Source organism: Streptomyces sp. SLBN-8D4, from assembly GCF_049739545.1.
GTDB lineage: Bacteria > Actinomycetota > Actinomycetes > Streptomycetales > Streptomycetaceae > Streptomyces > Streptomyces canus_C.
On sequence record NZ_JBMGQC010000001.1, the window covers coordinates 130046 to 150338 of the forward strand.

Sequence of the window (20293 nt, forward strand, 5' to 3'; positions counted from 1 at the left end):
CTGGCGTTGTACCGGGGGAAGCCCCCCGGGTCGGTACCCGCAACAGCATGTCGCCGCGTCCCTGCAAGGACCTCGCCGCCTCGCTTGCCCCGCCCGCGGCGGCGACCGGTCAGCGCTACGGCGAGCCGTCGGCAAGGCCCCGGTCCCAGGCTGAGCCGCGTAGGGACCACCGCGGCCGGCCTCCGCGGGCGGCCCCAGGGCGGATCACGCCGCACCTTGAAGGAAAGGCGACCGTACATGCAAGCAACTGGACGGCTGTCCGTATCGGTCCTCGGCGCCGGACTCATCGGTATGGACCTGGCGACCAAGATCATGCGCTCAGACTGTCTCGACCTGCGGCTCGTCGCGGGGCGGCACGACGCCGCCGAGCTGCGGCGGGCGGCTCGGCGCGGTCTGCCGGTGGCGACCGGGGGCATCCAGTCCCTCGTCGACGCCGAGGAGGACTTCGACGTGGTGTTCGACGCCACCAACGCGTCGTTCCACGCCGAGCACGCGGAGAAGCTCGCGGCGTCCGGGGCGATGCTCGTCGACCTGACGCCCAGCAGAGTCGGGCAGATGATCGTCCCGACCGTCAACCGGGCGGACATCGGCTCCCACCGCGACATCAGCATGGTGACCTGCGGCGGGCAGGCGTGCGTACCGATCCTGCACGCGATCGCGAGGGCGCACGAGATCGACTGCGTCGAGGTCGTGACCACGGCCGCCACCCTGAGCGTGGGCCGCGCCTCGCGCCTGAACCTCGACGAGTACGTGCAGACCACGCAGGACGCGATCCGCTGGTTCACCGGCGTCGAGGACGTGAAGGCGCTCGTCAACATCAGCCCGGCCCGGCCCGCGGCCACCTTCCGGGTCGCCATGTACCTGCGGGGCCGGGACCTCACCACCGACTCGGTGCGCGCGCTGGTGACGAAAGCGGCTGACGAGATCCGCACGTACGTCAAGGGATTCGGCGTCAGCGTGTGCACCGTCAACGACTCCACGGCCTTCGTCTCCGTGGAGGTCACCTCGTCCGGCGACCGGCTGCCGCACTACGCCGGGAATCTCGACATCATCAATTCCGCCGCGATCCAGGCCGCCGAGTATTACGCGGCGGACCGGCTCGCACTGGCAGGCAGGGAGACGGCATGAGCCAGGAAGCGGGCAGGCCGGTCCAGATCCACGACCCGACGCTGCGCGACGGCCAGCACGCCGTGCGGCACAGCCTCGGCGCGGAGCAGTTCCGCGCCTATCTGAAGGCAGCGGACGCCGCGGCCGTCCCGGTCGTCGAGGTCGGCCACGGCAACGGGCTGGCCGCCTCGTCCCTCCAGGTCGGCCGGGCCCGGCTGAGCGACGACGAGATGATGTCGATCGCCCGGGAGACCCTGACGACCAGCAAGCTCGGGGTTCTCATGTTCCCGGGCTGGGCCACCACCCAGGACATCAAGAACGCCCTCGCGTACGAAGTCGACCTGGTGCGCATCGCGACGCACTGCACCGAGGCCAGCGTCGCCGAGCGGCACCTCGGCTTCCTGCGCGACGAGGGCGTGGAGGCGCACGGCATCCTCCTGATGACGCACATGGCGAGCCCCGACCAGCTCGCCGAGGAGTGCGCGCGCCTGGTCGGGTACGGCGCCACCGGTGTGGGCATCCTCGACTCCTCGGGGCACTTCCTGCCCTCGGACGTCACGGCCCGCATCGGGGCCATCTGCGCAGCCGTCGACGTGCCGGTGATGTTCCACGGGCACAACAACCTCGGTATGGCCGTGGCGAACTCGATCGCGGCGGCTCAGGCGGGGGCCGGCATCCTCGACGCGTGCGCCCGGGGCTTCGGCGCCGGCGCCGGCAACACCCAGCTGGAGGTCCTGGTGCCGGTGCTGGAACGGCTGGGGTTCCGGACGGGCATCGACCTGTACCGGCTCCTGGACGCCGCGGACATCGCCGGGCGGGAGCTGATGCCGGCGCCGCCCACCATCGACTCCGTCTCCATCGTCAGTGGGCTGGCCGGCGTGTTCTCCGGGTTCAAGAAACCGGTGCTCGACATCGCAGCGCGGGAAGGGATCGACCCACGCGACGTCTTCTTCGAACTCGGCAGGCGTCAGGTGGTCGCGGGCCAGGAGGACCTGATCGTGGAGGTGGCGCTGGCCCTGCGCGCCGCCCGGGACGGGGGAAGCCCGGGGGGCAGTGGGACCGGCTCATGCTGACCGTGAACGAGAACTCCCCGTACTTCGTGCCGGCCCCCGCTGTGGGAAGCATCCTCGGGGACGCCGAGCTGGCCGCGCTGGGCGAGGTCGTCCGCTCCGGCGAGAGCCTCTCGCAGGGGCGGTGGCGGGACGCGTTCGAGCAGGCGATGCGCGAGCACGTCGGCAGCCGGTACGCGATGACCGTCACCAGCGGAACCGTCGCCGTCGCCCTTGCCGTGCACCTGCTGGACCTCGCCCCCGGTGACGAGGTCATCGTGACCCCGCAGACCTTCAAGGCCACCGCCGACCCCTTGCTGGCCCACGACGTGACGGTCCGTTTCTGCGACGTGGAGCCGGACACCCTGAACGTGGACGTCGACTCGTTCGAGTCGCTGATCACCCCGCGGACCCGGGCCCTGATCCTGGTCCACTACGGCGGCCGGCCGGCCCGCATGGACGAGATCATGCGGGTGGCCCGCCGGCACGGCGTCCGGGTGATCGAGGACTGCGCGCACGCGCTGGGCGCTCTCTACCGCGGCCGGCGGCCCGGTGCGCTCGGCGACATCGGGTGCTTCAGCTTCCACTCCAGCAAGAACATCACGACGCTCGGCGAGGGCGGGATGCTCACCTTCGACGACCCCGAGTGGGCCGAGCGCGTCGACCGCATCCGCTCCAACGCCGCCGACGGGGTCCTCGTGCCGTCACCGCTGCCGGCCGGGCCGTACGACCGCTCGGAGCCCTGGATGATGTGGGTGGGGGACTCTTACGAGAAGGAGTGCCTGCGTATCCGGCACCCCGGGAGCAACGCCACGCTCAGCGAGGCCGGGGCGGCCGTCGGGCTCGTCCAGCTGGAGCGTCTCGGGGAACTGGCCGGGCGGCGGCGGTGGATCGCCGGGCGCCTCGCCCAGACGCTGGCGGAGTTCCCGCAGGTGCGGCCGGCCGACGTGCCCGAGGACATCCACCACCCCTACCACCTGTTCACCTTCTTCGTCCGGCCGGGGCAAGGGGTGAGCCGCGACGAGGTGATCCACGCCCTCGAAGACGCCGGGGTCCAGGTACAGGTGCGCTACTTCCCCCTGCACCTGCGCCCCGAGTGGCGGGGGCGCGGCCACCGGCTCGGCGAGTGTCCGGTCACCGAGCGGATCTGGTTCCACGAACAGGTCAACCTGCCCTGCTACCCGTCGATGACGGACGGCCAGGTCGAGCACCTGGTGCTGGCCCTGAAGTCCGCGCTCACCGGACGGCGGGACACCGGCAAGGGCGGCACGTCGAGTTACGAGGAGGCCCGGGCATGACGGAGTCCTATGACGTGGTGGTCGTGGGAGGCGGGCCCGTCGGCCTGGCCACCGCCTGGCAGGTCGCCGAGCGCGGCCACCGGGTCCTGGTCCTGGAGCGGCACACGTTCTTCAACGAGAGCGTGGGCACCAGCGGCGCCGAGCGGCACTGGCGGCTTCAGTACACGCAGGAGGACCTGTTCCGCCTGACGCTGGAGACCCTTCCGCTGTGGCGTGCGCTGGAGAGCCGCTGCGAGCGCCGCCTCATCCACGAGATCGGCAGCCTCTGGTTCGGGGACCCCGACGTCGTCACCAACGAGGGCCAGATCTCGGGGACCGCCGCGATGATGGACAAGCTCTCGGTGCGCTACGAGTGGCTCAAGGCCACCGACATCGAGCGGCGGTTCGGGTTCCGCGGTCTGCCCCGGGACTACGAGGGGTTCCTCCAGCCCGACGGCGGGACCATCGACGTCAGGGGGACGCTGGCGGCGCTCTTCACCCTCGCCCAGGCGGCCGGCAGTACCCTGCGCGCCGGGGAGACGGTGACGGAACTCGTGCCGGACGCGGACGGGGTGAGCGTCACCACCGACCGGGGCACCTACCGGGCCGGCAAGGTCGTGCTGGCGTGCGGCCCCTACACCAACGACCTGCTGGAGCCCCTGGGCGCACGCCTCGCGTACTCGGTGTACGAGATGGCCATCGCGGCCTACCGGCAGGCCGCGCAGGTGGACGAGGCGCCGTTCTGGTTCGCCTTCCAGCAGCCGACACGGGAGGACACCAACCTGTTCTACGGGTTCGGCCACAACCCGTGGGCACCCGGGGAGTTCGTGCGCTGCGGGCCGATCTTCGAGGTGGACCCGCTCGACCACCCGTCGGCGGCCACCGGCGTCGCCGACCGGCGCCAGATGGACCGGCTCTCGGGCTGGCTGGGCGACCATCTGCCCACGGTCGACCCCGCCCCGGCGCGGACCTCGACCTGCCTGGCCGTGCTGCCCACGGACCCCGAACGGCAGTTCTTCCTCGGCACCGCGCGGGACCTGATGACGCACGGGGACAAGCTCGTCGTCTACGGGGCGGGCTGGGCGTTCAAGTTCGTCCCGCTGTTCGGCCGGATCTGCGCCGACCTGGCCGTGGAGGACTCCACCGCGTACGACATCTCGCGGCTCGCCCTGCAGTCGGCTGTCTGACGTGGCCGCGAGAAAGGAAGGTGACAGGGCGTGAGTTCATTCCGTCCCGAGGATCCCGGCCTCCCGAGGATTCCGCCGGATCGCGCGCGGGAGTACCGCGACCGCGGGTGGTGGCGTCCCGAGCGGGTCGACCGGCTGGTGCTGCGGCACGTGGACGAGGATCCCGAGAAGGAGGCCGTCCGCGGCCCCGGCGGCCGGCTGACCCGGCGCGAGCTGGCGGACGCGGTCGCCGGCGCCGCCGCCCGGCTGGCCGGCCTCGGGATCGCGCGCGGGGACCGTGTCCTGGTCCAGCTCCCGAACGACCTGGAGCTGGTCGTCCTCCCGCTGGCTCTGATGCGGCTGGGCGCCCACCCGGTCATGGCGGTGCCCACGCTGCGCCGCCGCGAGCTGCTGGCGGTCGTGGCGGCCACCCGGCCCACGGCCGTGGCCGTACCGCGCCGCTGGCAACGCTTCGACCATGTCGCGCTGGCGAGGGAACTCCGGGAGAGCTGCCCGGGCATCCGGCACATCCTGGTCGCCGACCGTACGTCGGACGCCGTTACCGAAGGCACCGAGGACCTGGTCGAGCTGTGCCGTCCGGACCCCGGGGCCGGGCCCCTGCCCGATCTGGGGCCGCCGCTGGCCGACGAGCCCGCCGTCTTCCTGCTGTCCAGCGGGACCACCGGGCCACCGAAGGCGATCGCGCGCGCCCACGAGGGCTACGGCTACATGATCCGGACGGCCGCCCGCTGGGCCGGGCTGTCGCCGGACACGGTGTACCTCGCCGTCATGTCGGGGGCGCACGGGTTCGTCCTCAACTGCCCCGGCATGTTCGGCGTCCTGGCCTTCGGCGGCCGGGTGGTCCTGGGCTCGCCGGGAGACCCCGGGGCGGCGCTCGACCTCGTCGACCGGGAGGGGGTGACGCATACGACGCTGGTGCCCGCGCTGGTCACCCAGTGGCTGAACGAGGTCCGGCAACGGGGCCGCGGGCCGACGTCGCTGCGCGTGATGCAGGCCGGCGGCGCCCGTCTGGAACCTGCCCCGGCGGCCGAGGCGCACAAGCTGCTCGGCTGCACGGTGCAGCAGTGCTACGGCATGAGCGAGGGGCTGCTGACCTACACCGCGCTGGACGATCCCGGTGACGTCATCGCCGACACGCAGGGGCGGCCCGCCTCCCCCGGCGACGAGATCCGCATCGTGGACGAGGACGCCACCGAGGTGGCGCCCGGCCAGGTGGGAGAAGTGCTGACCAGGGGCCCGTACACGGTCGCCGGGTACTACGCGGCGCCGGAGGCCGACGCGCGCGCCTTCACCGACGACGGCTTCTACCGCACCGGCGACCTGGCACGCCTCCACCCGTCGGGCGCTCTGGTGGTGGAGGGCCGGATCGGTGACGTCATCAACCGCGGCGGGGAGAAGATCTCCGCCGGGGAGATCGAATCGCTGCTCGCCGAGCACCCCTTGCTGCGGGCGGTCGCGGCGGTCGCGATGCCGCACCCGGTGTGGGGGCAGACGGTCTGCGTCTTCGCCGTCCCCTGCGACCCGGAGAAGCAGCCGACGCTGCTCGGCCTGCGCCGCTTCCTCACCGAGCACGGTGTCGCCACGTACAAACTGCCCGAGCAATTGAGGGTTGTCGACGCCCTCCCGATGATCGGCGTCGGCAAGATCAACCGGGTCGCCCTGCGTGCGGCGGCAGCGGACCGGCAGGCCCGAGAGGAACGGGAACCCATCCCATGACCGAGACGCTCGACCACGACATTCCGTCGTTCCCGATGGCCCGCGAGTGCCCCATGCACCCGCCGGCCGAGTACCGGGAGCTGCGCGGGCAGGAGCCGGTCAGCCGGGTCCGGATGCCCGACGGGCAGGTGGCCTGGCTGGTCACCAAGCACGAACTGGCCCGCAAGCTGCTCGCCGACCCGCGGGTCAGCGCCGACCGCCTGCACCCGGCGTTCCCGGGACGGCTGACCGCCGAGCAGCGCGCGGCGGCCGAGCGCGTCCGCCGCCTCAGCACCCGGCGGTCCATGATCCACCTGGACGGGGCCGAGCACGGGGCCCATCGCAAGATCCTGACCGGCGAGTTCTCGCTGCGCCGGATCGCCGCGCTGCGCCCGCGCGTCCAGGAGATCGTCGACCGGAGCATCGACGAGATGCTGGCCGCGCCGCAGCCGGCCGACCTCGTCGAGCACGTGTCGCAGGCGGTGCCGTCACTGGTGATCTGCGAGCTGCTTGGCGTGCCCCACGAGCAGCGCCGCGACTTCCACGAGTGGGCGGGCATGCTGGTCAGCCGGTCCGTCTCGATACGGGAGCGCGCCGCGGCCTCCGACGCGCTCAACGACTTCCTGGAGGACCTCGTCACCGAGAAGGAGCGGGGTGAGCCCACCGACGACCTGATCGGCCGGCTCATCGCGCGCAACCGGCAGACACCGGTGATGACGCACGACGAGATCGTGGGCACCGCCGTCATGCTGCTGATCGCCGGGCACCAGACGACCGCGAACATGATCTCGCTGGGCGTGGTGGCGCTGCTGGAGAACCCGGAGCACAAGGCGCGGATCGCGGCCGACCCGTCGCTGCTGCCCCCGGCGATCGAGGAGATGCTGCGCTACTTCAGCGTCGTGGAGAACGCGCCCGCCCGGGTCGCCACCGAGGACATCGAGATCGGCGGCGTGACCATCCGCAAGGACGAGGGCATCGTCGTGTCCGGGCTGGCCGCCGACTGGGACGACGAGGTCTTCGAGCACCCGGACCGGCTCGACTTCGAGCGCGGCGCGCGCCACCACGTCGCCTTCGGGTACGGCGTGCACCAGTGCCTCGGCCAGAACCTGGCCCGGGTGGAGCTGGAGGTCGTCTTCGAGACGCTGCTGCGCCGGGTGCCGGCCCTGTCGCTGGCCGTGCCGGCCGAGGAGCTGCCGTACAAGGACGACGCCGGGATCTACGGCATCTACCGGGTGCCGGTGAACTGCTGAGGAGAGGGGCCCGCCCGTGCACATCACCGCGGACAGGGAGCGGTGCGTCGGCGCCGCCCAGTGCGTCCTGGCGGCGCCCGCCGTCTTCGACCAGGACGAGGAGGGGCTGGTCGCACCGCTGACGGTGGATCCGGCCGGGGCGGACCGGCCGGCCGTCCGTCAGGCGGTCCGCCTGTGCCCGTCGTCGGCCATCCGGATCGACGGGGAGTGACCGGGAGGAGCGAGAGGATCCACCGGCGGAAGCCGCCGTCCGAGACAGCTCGGGCGGCGGCTTCCGTCGGTGTCCGGCCGTCGGTGTCCGGCCGGGGTTCGCCGGCTACTCGAAGAAGCTCAGGGCGACCGACCGCCGCACCAGGCCCCGCCCCTCGCTGACCGGCGCCATCTGGTGCCAGGACGAGGGCGATGCCGAGTAGAACCAGGCGGTGCCTCCCGTCGGAAGCATGATCGAGGCGGGGCCGGCCGACCTGTCCGGACCGGACCAGTACTCCTGTTCTCCGCCGCCGTCGGCCGGCCAGTGCTCGTTGGTGTGCAGTTCCAGAGCGAGTCTCTTGTGCTGTTTGCCGGTGCTGAGGTCCTCGAAGTCGCCGTCGTACTGGTGGTAGATCTCGGCCCGGCGGTGGAGCCCGGTGGTGTCCACCCCGGTCTCGCGGCGGAGCCAGCCGGTGAACTCGTCGGACAGCAGGTCGGTGACCAGCTCGCGCCAGGGCGCCGCCAGGGGGATGTCGTCGGGGGTGAGGCCGGTCTTGTTGTCGGAGAACGGCAGGACGGACGAACGGTAGCGGCGCCGTACGTCATCACCGGTCGAGGTGTCGATCCGCTGGAACAGGCCCGCGTCCGGCGCGGTGGCGCCGAGGTCGGCCAGGTCGCGCGCGGAGAGCAGACCGGCGCCGCGGAAGTGCCGGAAGGGGTGGTCCCACGTTTCGAGCCGGACGTCCAGGTTGATCAAGACTCGCACCTCTCAGCGGACGGGCGTGCGCACCGGTTCGGGTATCAGGGCTGCCCCGCCAGTGTCACCGTCCCGCTTGCCGTGCGATGGCGCGCCGGTTTGCGAAGACCTTGCCGATCCCCGGCAGCGGCCGGGCAGCGAACCGACAAGGGGTCGGCAGGGGCCCGCGGACAGGCTGTGGCCAGGTCGGGTCCGGGCCGTCCCGGGACCCCCGCATCGATCCCAAGGAGGCACCCGTGGTGCTGACGCTCGACTCGGCGCTGGAGGAACGTACCCAGCCGTTCCAGCTCTTCCGTGGCCGTGACCTGCTCGACGACGGGCAACTGAAGGAGTTGCTCGCCACCATGCCGACCGGCGACGTCGAGAAGATCGCGGTCGAGGACCCGAAGCACGAGAAGCAGTACCGGATGAACCTCGTGGACCTCATCGTCCTCGAAAAGGAAGCTCCCGTCTTCCCTCGCCTGCCCGCGATCTGGCGCGAGCTCGTGGAGGACCTGCGCGGCGCCGAGTTCACCGCCTGGCTGGAGAAGTCGACCGGGATCGAACTGGCCGGCCTGGAGCGCAGCATCGGCCTCTACACCCACCGCAACGGCGACTACCTGTCGGTGCACAAGGACAAGCCGACCAAGGCGATCACCGTGATCCTCTACCTGAACCGTGACTGGCCGGTCGAGGCGGGCGGGCAGTTCCAGATCTTCGCCTCCCCCAAGGCGGGCCCGACCGAGGAGATCAGCCCGGTCGGCGGCCAGCTGCTCGCCTTCCCGCCCACCGACAAGTCGTGGCACGCGGTCTCGAAGATCGAGCACCCGGAGGGGACCGAGCGGATCACGGTCCAGATCGAGTACTGGCTGACCACCGGGCTCGCGGGCTCCGCGTACCGGCCGCAGAACTGACCGTCCGGCGCCCGGCGCCCACCGTGCCGGAACCGAAAGGACCCCCTATGGGAAAGATCGTGGACGAGCCCGGGAAGATCCTCGTGATCTGGCCCCCGCAGGTGCTCAGCTACTTCAACGCGGGGCACCACCTCGCGCTCTACCAGGTCGCCGGTCATCTGCGCGCCGCCTACCCGGGCGCGCAGGTGACCGCGATCGACGCCAGTGTCGAGCGGCTGACGTGGAAGGACCTCGGCAGCAGGCTCTTCCAGGAGCGGTACGACGTGATCGCCGTGATGAACGAGTTCGACGGCATCGACGGATTCCGCCGGCTCGTCTCCTACGCCAGGGCGCTGAACCCGGACGCCCCGATCGTCACGTTCGGCAGGCTGTCCGGGGTCAACCCCCGCTTCTTCGAGCGCTTCGACATCGACGCGATCGTGGAGAACGGCGACTTCGAGTCCGGCGTCGGCGCCGCGATCGAGACCTTCCGGGGCCGTGCGTCGGACGCTGCGGGGGTGCACCTGCGCCGCGACGGCTCCTGGACCGCTCCGAAGCGCCGCGGTGACCTGCTCCCGGCGCAGGACTGGTACCTGCCGACGCCCGACGAGATCCCGTACGGGCACTACGACGCCCTCTACTTCGACGACGCGAACAAGTTCTGCGGCATCCCGCGCCGCCGCGAACTGGTCGTACCGGCGGCTCGCGGGTGCCCGGTCGGCTGCTCCTACTGCGAGGTGCCGCTGATCTACACGCGGAAGGAACGGCGGCTCACGGTCGAGCGGACGCTCCAGTACATCGAGGAGTCGTTCGCCGCGGCGCCGTTCGAGTACGTGGCGTTCTACGCGCCGACGTTCACGCTGGACAAGAAGTGGATGGAGGAGCTCTGCCGGGAGCTGACCGGCCGGGGGTCCCCGTACCCGTGGAAGTGCGCGACGACGGTCCACCATCTCAGCGAGGGGATGATCCGGTCGATGGGGGCGGCCGGCTGCGTCCGGATCAGCGTCGGTCTGGAGACGCTCGACCCGCAGGAGGGAGCGTTGCTGCCCCGGGCGAAGCAGAAGTCCGCGATGGACCTCGACCGGCTCTCGGCCTGGTGCAAGGAATCGGGCATCGAGCTGAACTGCTTCGTCATCGTCGGACTGCCCGGCACCACGATCGAGGGTGCCGAGCGGACCATCGAGGCCGTCCAGGAACGCGGGGGCCGGGCCCGGCCGACCGTGTACGCCCCCTGGGAGCTCGCGGGCCCGGACCTCCTCGACCACGAGATGGCCGCGTTCAACCGGCAGCTGTTCGTGCCGGGCACCCACGCGCTGACCGACGACGAGCTGGCCCGGGGCTACGACATCGTCTTCGGCAGCCAGCCGGACGTCACGCAGGTGTTCGAGAACGTCCCCGCCCGCGCCGCCGACCCGGCCCTGCGTCCGGTATGAGGGACGAGACGCTCGTGACCGCGCGGGAAGGCGCGCCTTCCCCCTTCCTGCGGGAGAGCGCCGGCCGGTTCCGCAACCGGCGTGTCCGGGTCCCCGACGAGATCAACCTCAAGAACTGCGGGCTGCTGGACAGCCGGGCGGCGGCGGTGCACCGGGCCACGCTGGCGGAGTTCGACCCGAACGACGTGCTGACCTACCCCATCCTCCAGCCGGTCTACGGCATGCTGGCCGACCGGTTCGGGGTGGACACCGACTCCCTCGTCCTGACCGCGGGCAGCGATCCCGGGCTGAACCTGCTGACCCGGGCGTTCCCGGAGGTGTCGCGGATCGTCCTGCACCAGCCGAACTTCGACGGCTGGGCGAAGTTCGCGGCGATCTCGGGCTGTGTCCTCGACCCCGTGGCCCCGGACCCCGAGACCGGGCTGTTCGACCTCCGTGACCTCGCGCGGCAACTGCGCGCGGGTGCGCCGGCGTTCGTCGTCGTCACCACCCCGCACAGCTTCACCGGGCAGGTGCACGGAAGGGAGGAGCTGGCCGAGCTGGCCGACGTGGTGGCGGAGCACGGCAGTCTCCTGGTCGTGGACACCGCCTACCTGGCGTTCACCGAGGGCGGCGAGGAGCTGGTGCGCGGGCTCGCCGGTCTGCGGCACGTCGTCCGCGTCAACACGTTCTCCAAGTCCTACGGTCTGTCGGGCGCCCGGATCGCGGTGACGGTCGCGCACCCGGCGACCGCCCGCCACCTGTTCGACCTCGATCCGGAGGGCTCGGTCTCCGCTCCGGCGGTCGCGCTGCTGCGGCGTTCGCTGGAGGAACAGGCCGTCTTCACCGGGATCTGGGCCGACGTGCGGCGGCTGCGGGAGCGGTTCGCGGCCGAGGTCGAGCGCGCGGTGCCGGGCTGGCACGCCCGGCCGAGCGGCGCGAACTTCGTCACCTGGGACGTCCCCGACCAGGCGGCCGCCGGGGGCGCGAGCCGGCACCTCCTGGAGCGGGGGATCGTCGTACGGGACCTGTCCGGCGCGCCGGGACTGCCGGCCGCCGTCCGTATCGCGGTCGCGAACGAGGCCGTCGTCCGTCAGGTCGTCGCCGCCCTGGGCGACCGGTACCGCGAGGGGGTGGCATGAACACCCGGAGGATCATGGTTCCGGGCCTGCCCAACGTGCGCGATCTGGGCGGGCTGCGCGGTCCGGGCGGGGGGTACCTGCGGCGGGGGCTCCTCGTCCGGGGGCCGGCGCCGTCGCCGGAGACGGCGCCGGCGCTCGGCGACTTGGGCATCCGTACCGTCGTCGACCTGCGCCTGGAGGACGAACGCCGGCAGTACCGGGGGCCCGAGTGCACCGGCGCGACCGTGCTGCCCCGGCCCGTGGCCGGCGACATGAGCCGCATCCGGGGCAATGCGCGGCCCCTGCCCAGCGACTACCTCGCGAACTACCGCGACATGCTGGCCAGGGCGGCGCCGGTCGCGGCGGAGATCGTGGGCCTGCTCGCCGACGGGGCGGAGGTCCCCGTCTACATCTGCTGTGCGATGGGCAAGGACCGCACCGGCGTCGTCAGCGCCCTGGTCCTGCGGGCGCTCGGGGTGCGGACGGCGGACGTCGCCCGGGACTACGCCATGACCGCCCGCGCCTACCGCGCCCTGCGCAGCGGTGACGCCCGCCCGGGCTGGACCCGCGAGGACACCCTCGCGCAGCTGCGGCTGCGGACCTCCACGCCGGCGACGACGATGCGCTCGCTGATCGCCGGGATCGAAGCCGAACACGGCAGCGTCGCCCGGCTGCTCACGCTCCACGGCCTCCGGGAGGAGACCCGGCTGCGCACGGTCGCCGGCGCGTTCACCCACCCCGTCCACCTGTGAGGAAGAAGACGTGTCCCTCGTCGACATCGACACCATCAGCCGGGCCGAGCTGGAGCAGGACCCGTTCGGCCACGCCGTGATCCCCCGCTCGTTCGTCACGGACACCGTCGCCGAGAACCTGCGCGGCGAGTTCAGCGACGCCGGCTTCGAGGAGTCCGAGCGCACGGACCTGAACCGGTCCGACAAGCAGTACCGGATGTTCAACCGCAACCTCGTCACCGCCGGCGCGGTCGACGAGGACCAGGTGCGCACGCTCCCCGCGAACTGGCGGCAGCTCGTCGCGGACGTCGTCTCCCAGCCCTACCGGGAGGCGCTGTCCGCGCTCACCGGCGTGGACCTGGAGCGGTGCCTGGTCGAAGCCCGCATGACCCGCTACGCCCGGGGCTGCTGGATCGAGCCGCACACCGACCGCCCGGACAAGGCGGTGACCCACCTCTTCTACTTCAACGACGGATGGGACCCGGAGTGGAGCGGTGACCTGCGGCTGCTGCGCAGCGCCAATATGGACGACTGCGCGAAGCGAGTGGCGCCGACCACCGGGACGTCCGTCGTGCTCGTCCGCTCGGACCGGTCCTGGCACGGAGTCCCGCCGGTCGCCGACACCTGCCCCGTGGACCGGCGGGCACTGCTCGTGCACTTCGTCCGCACGTGACCCCGTCCGTGATCGGCCGGGGGCGGGACACGCCCGGGAAACGCACCTACCTGGTGGCGCTGACCGTCGACTGCGTGGGCAACGGCCTGTGGACGCCTGTCGCGCTGATCTTCTTCACCCGCGGGCAGCACCTCCCCCTGGCGCACGTCGGTGCCGCGCTGACGGTCGGCGGGCTCCTCGGCCTGCTGGCGGGACCGGTGAACGGCCTGCTGGTGGACCGGTGGGGTCCGGCGAACGGGGCGGCCCTGAGCTACGCGGTGCGCACCGGGGTGTTCGCGCTGTTCCCCCTCGTCTCCGCCCCGTGGCAGGTCGGCGCACTCGCCGTGGTCGCGGCCGCCGCGGACCGGCTGTTCTGGACGGCCAGCACACCGCTGCTGGCCCGGCTGGTCCCGGCCGAGGCGCTCATCGGCGTGCTGAGCACGGCAAGCGTGCTGAAGGTCAGCGGGTGGGCGGTGGGCGGCGCGATCGGCGCGACCGCCGGGGGCCTGCTGATCGACAGCGGTACGGGACTGCACCTGGTCGCGTACGCCAACGGCCTCACCTACGCGGCGGCCATGGGCCTGGTGCTCACGGTGCGCCGGCACGTCCGGCCCTCCCCCGCGGCCGAGCCTCCGGCCGACGGGCGGGCGTGGCGGTGGCGCGACCTGCGTGACGACCCCGGCTTCCTTCGGCTGTGCCTGCTGACGCTGTTGCTGGCGTTCGTCTCCGACTGCCTGACCGCCATGCTCCCGGTGGTCGCCATTGTGGTGCTCGGGCAGCCGTCGTGGGTGCCGGGGGTGGTTATCGCCGTCGCCTGCGTGTCGATGGCCGTGGCCCGGCGGCCCGCGGTCGCCTACGCGCGGCGTGTCCCCGCCCCGCGGGCGCTGCGCCTGGCGGCCTGCTTCTTCACCCTGGCGGTCCTCGTCATGGCGCCGTCCGGCTGGGCGGGGCCGGCCACCACCGCGGTCGTCCTGGGCGCCGCGCTGATCGGCACACTCGGCGACGCGCTGTTCGCCCCCGTCGTCACGACGACGGCGAACGCCGCCGCGCCGCCCGGTCTGGAGGGCCGCTACAACGCGACCTTCCAGACGTCCTTCGGGATCGCGGGCGCGGTCGCCCCGGCGGCCGGGACGGCGCTGCTGGCCCACGGGAACACCGCCCTGTGGCTCGGCCTGGCCGTCGTCTGCGCGGGGACGGCCCTGTCGGTCGGGTTCCTCACGCGGCCCACCCAGCCGGTGGCGGCACCCGCATCCGCGCCGCTGCGGCGGATCGTCGTCGGCGGGATCTCCGGCGCGGGCAAGACCACGCTGGCCGCCGCCCTCGCCGGGGCCCTGGGCATCCGGCACATCGAGATGGACGCGCTCTACCACGGGCCCGGCTGGACCCACCGGGCGGAGTTCGCGGACGACGTGGAGCGCGCCACGCGGACACCGGCGTGGGTCTGCGACGCCCAGTACCACTGGGTCGTCGGCGACCTGCTCGGCGAGCGCGCCGACACGTTCGTCTGGCTCGACCTGCCCCGCCGGACCGTCATGAGCCGCGTGCTGCGGCGCTCGGTGGTCCGGGCCGCCACCGGCCGCGAGCTGTGGCACGGCAACCGGGAGACCTGGCGGTCGATGCTGCGCAACCCGCGCCACCCGCTGCGCTGGGCCTGGTCCCAGCACGCCACGCGGCGGGCCGAGACAGCCGCTTTCCTCGGCCTGCACCCCGGCCTCACCGTCGTCCATCTGACCAGTGCGAGGGAAGCGCGGCAGTGGCTGCGTTCGATTCCGCACCGGACCCTCACGCCCGACCCCTCACCACTCAGCGCAGGAGGTACCCCCATGCAGGACCGTCGGCGAGAACCCGCTCCCCCGGGCGAGCCACTGCTGGAGATCCACGGCGGGAACCGGATCTCCGGGTCCGTCCGCACCTCCGGGTTCAAGCACTCCCTGGTCACCACCGTGGCCGCCGCGGCCACCGCGAGCGCGCCGGTGCGCATGGAGAACTGCCCGGACATCGTCGAGACCACGGTGCTGGGCGAGATCTTCCGCGCCGCGGGCGCGTACGCGCACTACGACGGGGCGGCCGAGACGTTCACCGTCGACGCGTCCGCCTGGGACCGCGCGGAGCTGCCGGCCGATCTCGTCGGCCGCATCCACGGTTCGCTCTACCTGCTCCCGGCCCTCGTCTCCCGCAACGGTGTGGCCCGGCTGCCCGCGAGCGGCGGCTGCACGATCGGCGAAGGCCCTCGCGGGAGGCCCGTCGAGCACCTGCTGGACGTGATGGGGCGGTTCGGCGTCACCACCCGGCTCACGGCGGACGGCTCCGTGGACCTCACGGCGCAGCGGCTCACACCGTGCACCATCGACATGGTCGACTACACGCGCAACAAGGCGCTCATGAGCGGGCCGTGCTACAGCGGTGCGGTCAAGACCGCGCTGCTGATGGGCGTGGTCACGCACGGGACGACCACGCTGCATCACCCGTACCTCAAGCCCGACGTGACCGACATGGTCACCGTGCTCCGCCACCTGGGCGCCGACATCGAGTTCGCGGGGCCCGAGACGTGGGTGATCCACGGGCACGGCCCCGAGTCGCTGGACCGGCCCGCCGACGTCACGCTGATCCCCGACCTGATCGAGGTGGTCACCTGGATCTGCGCCGGCGTCCTGCTGGCGGACGAGCCGCTGCGGATCACCGGCCCGGGCATCGACCGCGCGGTCCACGCGCTCGCGCCCGAGTTCGACCTGCTGGACCGCATGGGGGTGCGTGTCGACGTCAGCGCCGACGAGGTGACCGCGCACCCGCTGACGAAGCCGTTGCGGCCGGTGGAGTTCACCGCCATGTCGCGCGGCGTGTTCAGCGACAACCAGCCCTTCCTGGCCCTGCTGGCGGCGTACGCCGAAGGCCCCACCTACATCAGGGAGGCCGTCTGGGAGCACCGTTTCGGCTTCGCTCCGGAGCTGGAGGCGCTCGGCATACGGACGGCGGTCGACGACACGGTCCTGCGCGTCGACGGCCCCTGCGCGCCGTACCAGCCCGGCACCGACCTCCACGCCACCGACCTGCGGGCCGCCGCGGTCCTGCTGCTCGCCGCGCTCGCGGTACCGGGCCGGACCACGCTGCGCAACCACCACCACCTGGCGCGCGGCTACCGCGACCTCGTCGCGGACCTGGTGAAGCTGGGCGCCGACATCCGGCACACCACGGCGCCGGACGTCCGGCCGAAGCTCACGGCGGGGGCCGGTGCCGACCCGGCGGCCTGACCACCGGGACGGATCGGTCGTGCCCGCTCGCGACGGGGAACAGTAAGGAGGTCCTGGGCGCGCTTGCCACCAGCGACGGTCCGAGCGAGCGCGTCCAGGAGCTTCAGCCTCACAAATTCAGCTACGGATGCGACCTGACGCCTCGACAGAAGCAGGGTGCCCCCACCTGCGGTGATCTGACTGTTGAGATCAAGGACGTCGAACTCCCGCTGTGCCGCCTGCACGACACCGGCGACCCCGACCGGTGGGGCTTCGCCCTCTACACCGACAACACCGGCCGCTACGAGGACACCATGCTGCCGACAGGTCACCCGGTCGGCACCCCCGAGAAAGCTCTCGACTGGTCCTGCGGTCTGTATCTCGGCGCCCGGTCATAGCACGCATCGCACGCGGCGAGGACCTCGTCGCCGCGGTGGACATCTGGCGCCAGGCCAAGACCGCTCGCGGACGACCGCCCACCGAGCAGCACCACTGGGGACGACGTTTGGGCCTGCTCCTTGTCGAAGGCATCTCAGGACATGCCAACAACCAGGTGTGGCCCTGACCGCAAGTCGGTCAGGGCCACAGCCACCGGTGAGAAGGGCGGTCGCCAGCGCGGGCCGAAGGCCTGCGGGCTTCAAGACGTGGCCCCGGCCGGACAGACCGGCCGGGGCCACACCCCTACATCTGCGGCATCACGTCATACCGCACGTGCGGGAAAGGGGGTTAGTGGTGGTGGCCGCCGTCGCGGTCGTGGCCACCGTCGTGGTGGTGGCCGCCGTCGCGGTGGTGGCGCCCGCCCCAGGAGGCGTCGTCGATGAAGCGGCCGTGGTCGTTGCGCAGGGTGGCGGTGTCGGAGTAGTTGTCCCACACGTAGTTGTGGCGGTCCATGTACAGGTCGCTGTCACTGTCGCGGCCCTCGCCGGTGTGGATGCGGACGGTGGCGCGGCCCTCCAGGCGGTAGTGGTCGAAGGTGTAGGTGCGGCCGTCCTCGTTCGTCAGGGTCCAGCCGTCGAGGTTGACGTCGCGACGCGTGGTGTTGGTGAGCTCCACCCACTCCTTGTTCAGCGAACGCCGCGAGCGGTCCTCGGGGCCGGGCGAGTCGTACTGCACCGCGCTGATCTCCACCTTCGCCCGCTCGGGCCGGGCGTGATCGGCCGCCGACGCCGGCAGCGCCACCGCCCCGACGATCGCGGCGGCCGCGAGAGCGGCGGCGGACAGACGACGAGCGGTCACCATGGAAGAAGACACAAAGCCCCCAGGGCTGTACGGGCACCCGCCCGCCCCGAACCCCTGCGGGGTGGCGGAACGGGTTGGTGCGGTGTGCGGGTGGCGGCCGGCTTGGCCGCACACCCACACCATGACCCCCGTGTGCAGATCGTGAACGCCATATGCGCACTCCATTACGTTTCGCCCACATTGCTGTGACTGTTGGATGCATCGTCCATTTATGCGGCGAACACACCAAGTTGACGCCACGCCAGATCCCCAACCGGTGCGCGCCTTGACCCGTCACCTCCCGCCGCCAGAGCGCGCCACCCCACCCCCCAACAAGCCGTCACCCGAAAGTGCGTAACAACCCCTCCTGACGCGCTGGCGCAGTTCGTCACCCAAATCTCCGGTCGCGCGCTCATCACGTACGGGCTCCCGCACGAGTCGTGGGTCAAGGGCCGCGCACGCGGCGGCCGTGCACCCGTGCGACCCCAACGATCCGCGCAACCTGTGGGTGGAGCCGGCCGACTCCGGCCACAAGAAGGGTGCCGGAGTGAACACCAAGAAGGACCCGGTGGAGACGAAACTGCACACCGCAGTCTGCAAGCGCCAGATCACTCTCACGGCCGCGCAGCAGGCCATCGTCACCGACTAGGCCACCGCCCTGACCACCCTGCACCTCAGCTGAAGAGGCCGCTTGAGGAGTCGAGTCGTACACCGGAATGTCCCCGACGGGTCTGGGCCGGTCGCCGGTGCGAGAAGGCCGGCTCGACGGGCGAGATCAGCCGGGGCATGGGTGGTGGCTCAGCAGTTGGCCCCAGATGCTGTGACCTGCATCTCAGCCGGTTGCCCCTGACATTGATGTGAGAGGTGAGGATGGCTGCAGAGTCCGGAATCACCGGGTCGGTCACACAGGAGGCGGCGGAAGATGGGGCAGGCGTGGGGTTTCGGCAGGTATGGCGGGCCCGAGGTGCAGGAGTTTTTCGATCGTCCCGATCCCGTCCCCGGTCGCGGCGAGGTACTGATCCGGGTCGAAGTGGCCGGCGTGAACCCCCTCGACCACATGGTGCGCTCGGGTCTGGTCCCCGGGCTCGACGGCGGGCGTCCCTTTCCCCTTGTGCTGGGCATGGAGGCAGCGGGAACCGTTCTCGCCCGGGGCGAGGACGTCGACGGGCTCGAAGTGGGTGACGCGGTCTTCGGCTTCGCACTCACTGGTGGCGGCACCTACGCCGAGACGACGGTGCTGTCCGCGCCGAACACCGCACGCATCCCGGCGGGTCTGTCCGCGACCGTGGCGGCAACACTGCCCGTGACCGGGACGACCGCGGTGGACGTGCTCGACCAGCTCGGCCTCCCGGCCGGTGCCACGGTCCTGGTCAACGGGGTCGGGGGCGGGGTCGGTCTCGCCGTCGCCCGGCTGGCCGTCGGGCGCGAACTGCGCGTGATCGGCACCGGGAGTACCGCCAAGCGCGAGCAAGTCGAAGCCATCGGGGTGCAGTTCATCGACTACACCGCCGGGGACGTCGTCGCCGCGGCACGCAAGCTGGTTCCGGACGGCTTCGACGGGATCGTCGACCTGGTCGGAGGCACCTCGCTGCGGACAGTCGCTCCGCTGGCCCGGGATCCCCACAACGTCATCGCCGTGGGCGACATGTCTGTACCCGATCTCGGCGGGCGCTTCATCGAGCGGCGCCTGGACCGGGAGAGCCTGGAGCGGTCCGCCCGGCTGGCCCTCGACGGAGTTCTCGCACCCGTGATCACTGCGGTCCATCCGCTCTCCGACGCCCTGGCCGCCCTCGCCACCGTCGAGAACGGTCACACTGCGGGCAAGGTTGTCATCAAGGTGGCATAAGAAGTGCCCGGCCGCCCAGCGCCGTCGACCGTCTGCGGACTGACGAGAGCCCGTGGTCTGCGCATCACCCACTGAGCACGTTCACCTGTAAGGGGTTGAGCACTTTTCTGGCCCTGACAAGATTTTCGTGCATTCCGGAGCTTCAGGTCTGTGATCCGGCCTTCGTTGACGCCGGAGTTGAACGGGGTGGTGATTCCCTGCACGACTGCCAGTTGGTCTTCGCGGATGGCGTTGGCCAGGCTCGCCAAGGCAGGCAGGCCGGAGGCCACGAGTTGGTCGAGCCAGGCCGGCAGCCGGACGGCGTCGCGGGCATCGACCATGGCCGCGAACTGCCGCACCGGAGTGTGGGTTTGGTCGAGCTCTGGGCAGTGTTCAAGCAGCCGACGGAGTGCCTCGGTGGCGTGCAGGCCGCGCCGAGGTGGTGTGGTGGTGATCCACCGGGCGACCTGGCGGGGCGAGGGTGGCCGCTCGCGCGGTGTGTCGATCGGCAGACCGCGGCGTACGTCGTACGACCGCACGTCGAACGCTGACATGCCGCCGTGCCCGTTCCCGTCCGACAACCCGCTCTGCCCTTTCCGACCGGTCGGGGACGCCCACCGTCATACCTGAGGCGTACCAGAGGTCGCCGCCTGAGTGGTACCGCGGTACCACTCAGGCGGCGAAGTGTCTCCCAGGGGCCCAGGGTTCGGCCCGGCCACGCTCC

General features: G+C 71.8%; 18 protein-coding genes. 15 read left to right on the plus strand and 3 right to left on the minus strand.

Going from position 1 to position 20293, the window contains the following annotated elements; all coding sequences use genetic code 11:
- The first annotated feature begins 237 nt into the window (after window positions 1-237).
- From RKD20_RS00610 to RKD20_RS00640, 7 genes are read left to right on the plus strand one after another with little or no spacing between them, the layout of a single operon-like run.
- Window positions 238-1128: an acetaldehyde dehydrogenase (acetylating) gene (locus RKD20_RS00610; RefSeq protein ID WP_424875852.1), complete on the plus strand. Its 891-nt coding sequence runs from the start codon at window positions 238-240 to the stop codon at window positions 1126-1128.
- The gene (dmpG, locus tag RKD20_RS00615) at window positions 1125-2180 is read left to right on the plus strand and encodes a 4-hydroxy-2-oxovalerate aldolase (protein WP_424875853.1); all 1056 of its coding nucleotides are present in this window, start codon (window positions 1125-1127) and stop codon (window positions 2178-2180) included. The genes RKD20_RS00610 and dmpG overlap by 4 nt, the downstream gene beginning before the upstream one ends.
- Window positions 2174-3454 carry a DegT/DnrJ/EryC1/StrS family aminotransferase gene (locus tag RKD20_RS00620; RefSeq protein ID WP_424875854.1) on the plus strand — a complete coding sequence of 427 codons (1281 nt, stop codon included), beginning with the start codon at window positions 2174-2176 and terminating at the stop codon, window positions 3452-3454. The genes dmpG and RKD20_RS00620 overlap by 7 nt, the downstream gene beginning before the upstream one ends.
- Window positions 3451-4620 carry an FAD-dependent oxidoreductase gene (locus tag RKD20_RS00625; RefSeq protein ID WP_424875855.1) on the plus strand — a complete coding sequence of 390 codons (1170 nt, stop codon included), beginning with the start codon at window positions 3451-3453 and terminating at the stop codon, window positions 4618-4620. Before RKD20_RS00620 ends, RKD20_RS00625 begins: the two co-directional genes overlap by 4 nt.
- A 30-nt stretch (window positions 4621-4650) precedes the next feature.
- A complete protein-coding gene (locus RKD20_RS00630; RefSeq protein WP_424875856.1) occupies window positions 4651-6336 on the plus strand; it encodes an AMP-binding protein in 1686 nt (561 codons plus the stop codon).
- Window positions 6333-7565, plus strand: a complete 1233-nt coding sequence (locus tag RKD20_RS00635) for a cytochrome P450 (RefSeq protein WP_424875857.1) — start codon at window positions 6333-6335, stop codon at window positions 7563-7565. Before RKD20_RS00630 ends, RKD20_RS00635 begins: the two co-directional genes overlap by 4 nt.
- Window positions 7566-7581: 16 nt before the next feature.
- Window positions 7582-7776: a ferredoxin gene (locus RKD20_RS00640; RefSeq protein ID WP_424875858.1), complete on the plus strand. Its 195-nt coding sequence runs from the start codon at window positions 7582-7584 to the stop codon at window positions 7774-7776.
- A gap of 105 nt (window positions 7777-7881) precedes the next feature.
- On the opposite strand, the gene RKD20_RS00645 is transcribed toward RKD20_RS00640, so the two are convergent.
- Window positions 7882-8511: a hypothetical protein gene (locus RKD20_RS00645; RefSeq protein WP_424875859.1), complete on the minus strand. Its 630-nt coding sequence runs from the start codon at window positions 8509-8511 to the stop codon at window positions 7882-7884.
- 236 nt (window positions 8512-8747) lie between these two features.
- Between RKD20_RS00645 and RKD20_RS00650 the strand changes: the two genes are divergently transcribed.
- From RKD20_RS00650 to RKD20_RS00675, 6 genes are read left to right on the plus strand one after another with little or no spacing between them, the layout of a single operon-like run.
- On the plus strand, window positions 8748-9404 hold the full coding sequence (locus tag RKD20_RS00650) for a 2OG-Fe(II) oxygenase (protein ID WP_424875860.1): 657 nt from the start codon (window positions 8748-8750) through the stop codon (window positions 9402-9404).
- A gap of 47 nt (window positions 9405-9451) precedes the next feature.
- Complete coding sequence (locus RKD20_RS00655; protein ID WP_424875861.1) at window positions 9452-10816, plus strand: B12-binding domain-containing radical SAM protein; 1365 nt, start codon at window positions 9452-9454, stop codon at window positions 10814-10816.
- A gap of 14 nt (window positions 10817-10830) precedes the next feature.
- A complete protein-coding gene (locus tag RKD20_RS00660) occupies window positions 10831-11937 on the plus strand; it encodes an aminotransferase class I/II-fold pyridoxal phosphate-dependent enzyme (protein ID WP_424875862.1) in 1107 nt (368 codons plus the stop codon).
- Entirely contained in the window at window positions 11934-12668 is a 735-nt protein-coding gene (locus RKD20_RS00665; RefSeq protein WP_424875863.1) for a tyrosine-protein phosphatase, read from the plus strand. The genes RKD20_RS00660 and RKD20_RS00665 overlap by 4 nt, the downstream gene beginning before the upstream one ends.
- A gap of 10 nt (window positions 12669-12678) precedes the next feature.
- On the plus strand, window positions 12679-13320 hold the full coding sequence (locus RKD20_RS00670) for a prolyl hydroxylase family protein (protein WP_424875864.1): 642 nt from the start codon (window positions 12679-12681) through the stop codon (window positions 13318-13320).
- The gene (locus RKD20_RS00675) at window positions 13317-16547 is read left to right on the plus strand and encodes an MFS transporter (RefSeq protein ID WP_424875865.1); all 3231 of its coding nucleotides are present in this window, start codon (window positions 13317-13319) and stop codon (window positions 16545-16547) included. The genes RKD20_RS00670 and RKD20_RS00675 overlap by 4 nt, the downstream gene beginning before the upstream one ends.
- Window positions 16548-17252: 705 nt before the next feature.
- Here the strand turns inward: RKD20_RS00675 and RKD20_RS00680 are convergent.
- Window positions 17253-17765, minus strand: coding sequence for a lamin tail domain-containing protein (locus RKD20_RS00680; RefSeq protein WP_424875866.1), 513 nt, complete (start codon window positions 17763-17765; stop codon window positions 17253-17255).
- 448 nt (window positions 17766-18213) lie between these two features.
- Here RKD20_RS00680 and RKD20_RS00685 point away from each other — a divergent pair, with 448 nt between their 5' ends.
- Both RKD20_RS00685 and RKD20_RS00690 read left to right on the plus strand, forming a co-directional pair.
- The gene (locus RKD20_RS00685; protein WP_424883498.1) at window positions 18214-18393 is read left to right on the plus strand and encodes a hypothetical protein; all 180 of its coding nucleotides are present in this window, start codon (window positions 18214-18216) and stop codon (window positions 18391-18393) included.
- Between the two features lie 273 nt (window positions 18394-18666).
- The gene (locus tag RKD20_RS00690; protein WP_424875867.1) at window positions 18667-19590 is read left to right on the plus strand and encodes an NADP-dependent oxidoreductase; all 924 of its coding nucleotides are present in this window, start codon (window positions 18667-18669) and stop codon (window positions 19588-19590) included.
- On the opposite strand, the gene RKD20_RS00695 is transcribed toward RKD20_RS00690, so the two are convergent.
- Window positions 19554-20123 carry a hypothetical protein gene (locus RKD20_RS00695; RefSeq protein WP_424875868.1) on the minus strand — a complete coding sequence of 190 codons (570 nt, stop codon included), beginning with the start codon at window positions 20121-20123 and terminating at the stop codon, window positions 19554-19556. The two genes, RKD20_RS00690 and RKD20_RS00695, sit on opposite strands and share 37 nt — an antisense overlap.
- Window positions 20124-20293: the final 170 nt, after the last annotated feature.

Coding starts and splice junctions, on each gene's coding strand:
- RKD20_RS00655 (WP_424875861.1), top strand. CDS start 9,452: ATGGGAAAGATCGTGGACGAGCCCGGGAAGATCCTCGTGATCTGGCCC.
- RKD20_RS00620 (WP_424875854.1), top strand. CDS start 2,174: ATGCTGACCGTGAACGAGAACTCCCCGTACTTCGTGCCGGCCCCCGCT.
- RKD20_RS00680 (WP_424875866.1), bottom strand. CDS start 17,765: ATGGTGACCGCTCGTCGTCTGTCCGCCGCCGCTCTCGCGGCCGCCGCG.
- RKD20_RS00625 (WP_424875855.1), top strand. CDS start 3,451: ATGACGGAGTCCTATGACGTGGTGGTCGTGGGAGGCGGGCCCGTCGGC.
- RKD20_RS00695 (WP_424875868.1), bottom strand. CDS start 20,123: ATGTCAGCGTTCGACGTGCGGTCGTACGACGTACGCCGCGGTCTGCCG.
- RKD20_RS00635 (WP_424875857.1), top strand. CDS start 6,333: ATGACCGAGACGCTCGACCACGACATTCCGTCGTTCCCGATGGCCCGC.
- RKD20_RS00690 (WP_424875867.1), top strand. CDS start 18,667: ATGGGGCAGGCGTGGGGTTTCGGCAGGTATGGCGGGCCCGAGGTGCAG.
- RKD20_RS00665 (WP_424875863.1), top strand. CDS start 11,934: ATGAACACCCGGAGGATCATGGTTCCGGGCCTGCCCAACGTGCGCGAT.
- dmpG (WP_424875853.1), top strand. CDS start 1,125: ATGAGCCAGGAAGCGGGCAGGCCGGTCCAGATCCACGACCCGACGCTG.
- RKD20_RS00610 (WP_424875852.1), top strand. CDS start 238: ATGCAAGCAACTGGACGGCTGTCCGTATCGGTCCTCGGCGCCGGACTC.